4 protein-coding genes are annotated in these 6,460 nt (G+C 66.2%); 1 reads left to right on the top strand and 3 read right to left on the bottom strand.

Annotated elements, in window-relative coordinates:
• Positions 1–53: 53 nt before the first annotated feature.
• Positions 54–548 carry a hypothetical protein gene (locus E4V01_RS23735; RefSeq protein WP_060770709.1) on the top strand — a complete coding sequence of 165 codons (495 nt, stop codon included), beginning with the start codon at positions 54–56 and terminating at the stop codon, positions 546–548.
• Positions 549–922: 374 nt separating this feature from the next.
• On the opposite strand, the gene ppk2 is transcribed toward E4V01_RS23735, so the two are convergent.
• Genes ppk2 through E4V01_RS23750 form a run of 3 tightly spaced genes read right to left on the bottom strand, consistent with a single transcriptional unit; the run spans position 923 to position 6,116 of the window.
• A complete protein-coding gene (gene ppk2, locus E4V01_RS23740) occupies positions 923–1,765 on the bottom strand; it encodes a polyphosphate kinase 2 (RefSeq protein WP_135300064.1) in 843 nt (280 codons plus the stop codon).
• 41 nt (positions 1,766–1,806) lie between these two features.
• Complete coding sequence (locus E4V01_RS23745; RefSeq protein WP_135300065.1) at positions 1,807–4,998, bottom strand: efflux RND transporter permease subunit; 3,192 nt, start codon at positions 4,996–4,998, stop codon at positions 1,807–1,809.
• A 5-nt stretch (positions 4,999–5,003) separates the two neighbouring features.
• On the bottom strand, positions 5,004–6,116 hold the full coding sequence (locus tag E4V01_RS23750; protein ID WP_060772319.1) for an efflux RND transporter periplasmic adaptor subunit: 1,113 nt from the start codon (positions 6,114–6,116) through the stop codon (positions 5,004–5,006).
• Positions 6,117–6,460 lie beyond the last annotated feature (344 nt).

Consider the following 6,460-nt stretch of genomic DNA (forward strand, 5'->3'; position numbering starts at 1 on the left):
AGCGCTGGCCCAGGTCCAGCGCCAACCGGCCTTATGAACAACAGGAGTTCGCCATGGAAGCGCTGAAGACGAATCCACAGACCGAAGACGAGCTTGGCGACGAGAGCTTCATGTCCGCCGCCGAACTCGGCGCTTATACGGCCAAACTGAAGGCCGCGAAGGCCCTGCAGACCGAGGATCGAGCCGAAGAGGCGCGGGCCGAGCTCATCAAGACTCTGTCCGAGACCATCGAGGTCACGCCTAAGAAGGTGCACGAGATCATGACATCGCTCTTGTACAAGCTCCGGATCGCGGCCGAGCAGGGCAAGAACGAACTTCTCGTGATGCGTTTCCCGAACGTGATGTGCAGTGACGGCGGACGGGCCATCAACAATTTCGAGAGCGGTTGGCCCGAGACCCTGACCGGACGCCCGCGTCAAGCTTTCGAGTTCTGGCGGGACCGCCTGCAGCCGGCCGGCTACGGTCTGAAGGCCGTGATCGTCAACTTTCCCGACGGCATGCCGGGTGACGTGGGCTTCTTGCTCACCTGGGAGACACGCAGCGCATAGGTTCCACCGATCTTCAGGATGGTAGCCATGGCCGCGCGATAACGACGGGCTTAGTCCGACAAGGTGGGCAGGCCGTTGCGCCGCGTCTTCGACGGGGGGCTGATTGTCGACGCGCCGGTTCCAACAGCCGGTCAACCCCGCGCCGGTGCGCCGCGAAGCTCTCCTGGCGTCGGTACCGAGCTGACCGGCATGACCGTCGACGTCGACGATGGGCTACAAGTGCCTCACGAGAGGCTCGGACACAGGCGCCCTCCCTCTCGCGCTGGCGGCGCAGTGGGCGTTTTTTGTGAGAAACGCAGCTTCATGCCCTGCCGGCGCTCAGCCGCGCCTCGACCCCCGGCATCGCCCTGGAGCTTGCAGGCGGGATCCTAACCTCAGTACCTTTCGGTGACGAAGCGCCTATTCCTGAGGGTATCGTCGTACGCATCCTCCTTGCTGCGCTTCGGCAGCATCACCGCATCGTGCTTCTGGTCCCTGTAGGGGATCAGGCGGAGGAGGTGAGTGATGCAGTTGAGGCGCGCCCGCCGCTTGTCGTCGGAGCGGACGATGTGCCAGGGAGCGTCGTCCGTGTCGGTGGCTGCCAGCATCGCATCGCGCGCCTTCGAGAACGCGTACCAGCGCTCGTAGGATTCGAGGTCCATCGAGCTCAGCTTCCACTGCCGGAGGGGATCCTCGATCCGTGCCAGGAAGCGCCGCTTCTGCTCCTGCTTTCCAACCTCCAGCCAGAACTTGATGAGCTGGGTTCCACCATCGACGATGAAGCGCTCGATCCGCGGGCAGAGGTCGAGGAACCGGCGATACTCCGCGTCGTTGCAGAAGCCCATGACGCGCTCGACGCCCGCCCGGTTGTACCAGCTACGGTCGAAGATCACGATCTCGCCGGCCGCCGGGAAATGCTCGATGTAGCGCTGGATGAACATCTGTGACTTCTGCCGGTCCGTTGGTGCCGGCAGCGCAACGACGCGGAACACGCGCGGGCTGACCCGCTCGGTGATGGCCTTGATCGTCCCGCCTTTGCCGGCCGCATCGCGGCCCTCGAACACGATGATGATGCGGGCGCCGGTTCGCTTGACCCAATCCTGCAGATGGCACAGCTTGACCTGTAGGGTGTGCAATTCCCTCTCGTAGTCCCTTTTCTTGAGCTTCTTGGCGGTCCCGGCCTGGGGCCGACCCGCATCGGGCTTCGTGGTCGGTATGACCTGCTCGATATCGTGCATCGTCATGCTCCCACCTGCCCGCATCGAAGGGGTCGATCGCCTCACTCGGCCGGCAAGTGCTTCGGGGCGCCGCTTGCGCCTTCAGCCGGCGGTTCCGCCCGCTGTTTCGCTCCCTTGCGGCTCATAAGGCTCCAGGCCCGCTCGCGCAGGCCCTGAAACAGGACGTAGAGGGGCGGAATCACGAAGATGCCGAGGAATGACGCGGCGATCATGCCGCCGAAGACCGGCGTCCCGACATTGCGGCGGGCGAGCTGCGAGGCTCCGACAGCGATGACCAGGGGGAGCAGGCCCAGGATGAAGGCGAAGGAGGTCATCATCACCGGGCGGAAGCGCAGGCGCGCGCCTTCGGTGGCAGCCTTCTGAAGCGGAACGCCCTTCTCCCGCTGCTCCTTGGCGAACTCGACGATCAGGATGCCGTTCTTGGCAGCCAGGCCGATGAGCACGATCATGCCGATCTGTGCATAGAGATCGAGGGTGAGCTTGCCCCACACCATGGACGCGTAGGCCCCGGCGATCCCGACCGTGACCGACAGCAGCACCGGGACGGGGATGGTCCAGCTCTCGTAGAGCGCGACCAGAAACAGGAACGCGAACAGGACCGCGAAGCCCAGGATGATGGCGGTCTTGCCCTCGGCCCGCTTCTCTTGGAACGCGGTGTCCGTCCACTCGCCGCCGAAGCCCGCAGGCAGGGTCCGGGCCGCTACGCCGTCCATGGCGGCGAGCGCCTGACCGGACGAGACGCCCGGCGCGGGCGAGCCCTGGATCGTGACCGCGCGAAGGTTGTTATAGCGAATCAGCGCCGGCGGCCCCACCACGATCCGGACCTCCGCGAGCGAGCGCAGCGGCACCATCTCGCCGTCCTTGTTCCGCACGTTGATCCGATAGATGTCGTCGATCTTTGTCCGGTCTGCGGCCTCCGCCTGAACCTGCACCTGCCAGGTACGGCCGAAAAGGTTGATGTCGTTGACGTAGTAGCCGCCGAGCGAAGCCTGTAGCGCTTGAAACACGGCGCTCAGGGGCACTCCGAGAACCTGCGCCTTGTCGCGATCGATATCGAGATAGACCGATGGGTTCGTCGCCGAGAAGGTGCTGAACACACGGTTGAGCTGCGGATCCTGGTTCGCGGCCACGACCAAGCCGCGCAGGACTTGAGCGAGTTCCTTCGGATCGCCACCGCGCAGATCCTGCAGTACGTAGCTGAAGCCACCACCGGTGCCGAGACCGATGATCGGTGGAGGGGCAAGCGGTACGACCGTGCCTCCGGGGATCTCCCGGAACTGCTGGCCGAGGCGCGCAATCATGGCCGCCGCTCCGTCCGCAGCAGCCTTGCGGTCCTCGAACGGCTTGAGGGTCACGACCAGGAAGGCCGCGTTGCCCTGGGAGTAGTTGTCGATGAAGTTGAGGCCGATCACCGAGGTGGTGTCGGCAACCGCATGCTCCTGCCGCAGGATCTGCTCGGCCCGGGCCACGACCTCGGAGGTCCTCCCGACCGATGCGCCTTCCGGCAACTGCACCACGACGAAGAAGGCGCCTTGGTCGTCTTCGGGCAGGAAGCCGGTGGGGGTTCGCTTCGCGAGTTCGGTCGCGCCGTAGGCCGCGGCGCCAGCGAGCACGAGGCCGAGGATCGAGAAGCGCACGATGCGCGCCACGGCGGCACCGTAGCCGTTGCTGACCCGGTCGATGGAGCGCATCACCATGCCCATGATACCCCGGCGAGGGCCGTGATGCGGGCGCAGCAGCACGCCACAGAGAGCCGGCGACAGGGTCAGCGCGTTGACCGCCGAGATGAACATCGAGACCGCGACCGCGACGGCGAACTGGCGGAAGAGCTCGCCCGAGATGCCGGGCACGAAGGCGACCGGCACGAAGACCGAGAGCAAGACCAGCGTGATGGCGATGATCGGGGCCGTGATCTCGGCCATGGCCCGCTTCGTCGCATCCCGGGGTGACAGCTCCGGGTGCTCCTCCATCACGCGCTCGACGTTCTCGACCACCACGATGGCGTCATCGACGACGATCCCGATGGCGAGCACCAGGGCGAGAAGCGAGACCGAGTTCGCCGAGTAGCCGACCGCCTTGAGGACGATGAAGGTGCCGATCAAGCTGACAGGCACGGCCAGCGTCGGGATCAGCGTGGCGCGCAGGCTACCGAGGAACAGGAACACCACGATCACAACAAGCACGAAGGCCTCGACCAGGGTCTTCTGCACCTCGTGCACCGTTTCGGTGATGAAGGCGGTCGGATCGTAGGTGACCTTCCAGGCCAACCCCTCGGGGAACGTCTTCGCCAGCTCTCCGACCCGCCTCTCGACCTCTTTCAGGGTCGAGAGGGCGTTGGCGCCGGGTGACTGGTAGATCGCGATCACCGTCGCCGGGCTGCCGTTGAGCCGCGTCTCACGGTCGAGATTGGCCGCGCCGAGATCGACTCTCGCCACGTCGCCGAGGCGCAGCACCGACCCGTCCGGGTTGGTGCGCAACACGATGTTGCGGAACTGCTCCGCCGAGGTCAGGCGCCCTTGCGTCTGGATGCTGAGCTGAAGCTGCTGCTCGTCCGAGATCGGCCGGGCACCGATCCGCCCGACCGGCGCCTGAACGTTCTGGGCCTGGATCGCCCCGATGACATCGCCCGTGGTCAGGCTGAGCCCGGTGAGCTGGTCGGTGCGCACCCAGGCTCGCATCGCGTAATCCTGCGGGCCCCACAGCGTCGCATCGCCGACGCCGGGCGTGCTCTTGATGCGGTCGAGCAGGTTGATCGTGACGTAGTTGGAGATGAACAGCGGGTCTTGGGTCGATTTTGGCGAGTAGACCGCCAGGACGCCGAGAAGGGCCGAGGATTTTTTCTTGACGGTGACGCCCTGCTTGCGAACGTCCTCGGGCAGCTTGGCGAGGGCGATCTGGACGCGGTTGTTGACGTTGACCGCATTGATGTCGGGATCGGTGCCGAGCTCGAACGAGCCGGTGAGCGTGTAGCTGCCGTCGTTGCCGCTGACGCTCTTCATGTAGATCATCTTGTCGACGCCGACGACCTGGGACTCGATCGGCTGCGCGACCGTCGATTCCACCACGTCGGCGGATGCGCCCGGATAGGTCGTGGTCACCGAGACCTGCGGCGGCACGATGTCGGGGTACTGCGCCACCGGGATCGTCAGGAGCGCCAGCGCGCCCGCGATCGAGATCACGATGGCGATCACTACCGCAAGGCGCGGCCGGTCGACGAAGATGGCGGAGAACATGGACGTCAGATCCTGCTGGCCGTCTCGCTGGCCGGGGTCGCCTGAACGAGGATCCCGGGCCGCACCCGCTGCAGCCCGTCGACGACGACGACCTCGCCGCCCGAGAGGCCCTCCGCGATGACCGCGTCCGTTCCGCTGCCGCCAGGTTCCGGTTTGACGCGCCGTATCTTGGCCCGGCTTTCCTCGACGACGAACACGTAGACGCCGCCCTGGTCGGCGATGAGGGCGGATTGCGGCACGACGACCTTCTGCTCCGGCTGCCCGGCCTGAAGGTTGACGCGCACGAGTTGCCCGTCGCGAAGCGCACCGGCCGGGTTCGGCATCGTGGCGCGCACGACGACCGTGTCGGTCGCGCGGTCGACGCTGATGTTGACGAAGTCGACCCGGCCGACCTGACCGTATTCCGAGCCGTCCTGAAAACGGATCCTGACTCCGATCTTGCTCCGGTCTGGGCGCGCCCCGCCCTGCTGGTAGCGCAGGAACTCGCGCTGACTCACCGGGAAGGTGACGTAGATCGGGTCTTGGCTGACGATCGTGGTGAGGGCGCCGCTGTCGGGCCCAACCACGTTGCCCTTGGTGACGCTGGTGCGGCCGATCTGGCCGGAAATGGGCGCGAAGATCTGCGTGTAGCCGAGATTGATCCGCGCCGTCTGGAGGCTCGCCTCGTCACCCATGACGGCGCCCTTCGCCTGGTCCCGCGCGGCGCGGGCCTGGTCTCGGGCTACAACGGTCCCGGAGCTTTTATCGAGTAGGTCTTGCGCCCGCTGCAACTGGATGGCTGCCAGGAGTTCGGCGGCCCTGGTGCGCTCGAGCGCGCCCTCGGCCTGCTTGACCGCGGCCTCGAACAGGTCCGGCTCGATCCGGTAGAGCGGCGCCCCCTCCTTGATCGGCTCTCCCTCCTTGAATTGGACGGCATCCAGAAAGCCGACAACGCGCGCGCGCACCTCGACACGACCGACCGCCTCGACGCGGCCGACGAAGTCGAGTGCCTGATCGATGGCCTTGCGTTGGGCGAAGGCCGTCCCGACGGGGACTGCAGCGGGCGCGGCCGGCTGCGCCTGCAAGCCAGTCCCAGCGACGAGGAGCAGGGCACACACCCGAGGGAGAAGGCGGAACATGGTCATCCCTCTCGTCGCCACCGTCACCCGATCAGGGCAGCTTCAGCCTCTTCTCGCAGAGTACGAGCACTCCGGCTTGATCAAACGGGACTGAACCGCTCCGGATTCCCTGAAGGCTCCAACTTTTGAGGGGATGGCGCCCGGACGGCGACCAGCATGAAGTTGGCGCCGCGACGTGCGCTATCTTTCGAGATGGCCCACGCCTGCGCTGCGGCGGCCAGCGGCACGGCGTGGAAGAGGTCGGAAGGCGGGGCTGGGTCGTCTCGACCGCGAGGGACGGCGCAGAGAGCCTGTGCAGCCCGCTCAGCGGCCTCTAGGGCCGCGAGACAGACTGCGCGATCGTT

Source organism: Methylorubrum sp. Q1, assembly GCF_004683995.1.
Taxonomy (GTDB): domain Bacteria; phylum Pseudomonadota; class Alphaproteobacteria; order Rhizobiales; family Beijerinckiaceae; genus Methylobacterium.

Excerpts from the sequence above, each read along its gene's own strand:
- E4V01_RS23750 (WP_060772319.1), bottom strand. The coding sequence starts at position 6,116 with ATGTTCCGCCTTCTCCCTCGGGTGTGTGCCCTGCTCCTCGTCGCTGGG.
- E4V01_RS23745 (WP_135300065.1), bottom strand. The coding sequence starts at position 4,998 with ATGTTCTCCGCCATCTTCGTCGACCGGCCGCGCCTTGCGGTAGTGATC.
- ppk2 (WP_135300064.1), bottom strand. The coding sequence starts at position 1,765 with ATGCACGATATCGAGCAGGTCATACCGACCACGAAGCCCGATGCGGGT.
- E4V01_RS23735 (WP_060770709.1), top strand. The coding sequence starts at position 54 with ATGGAAGCGCTGAAGACGAATCCACAGACCGAAGACGAGCTTGGCGAC.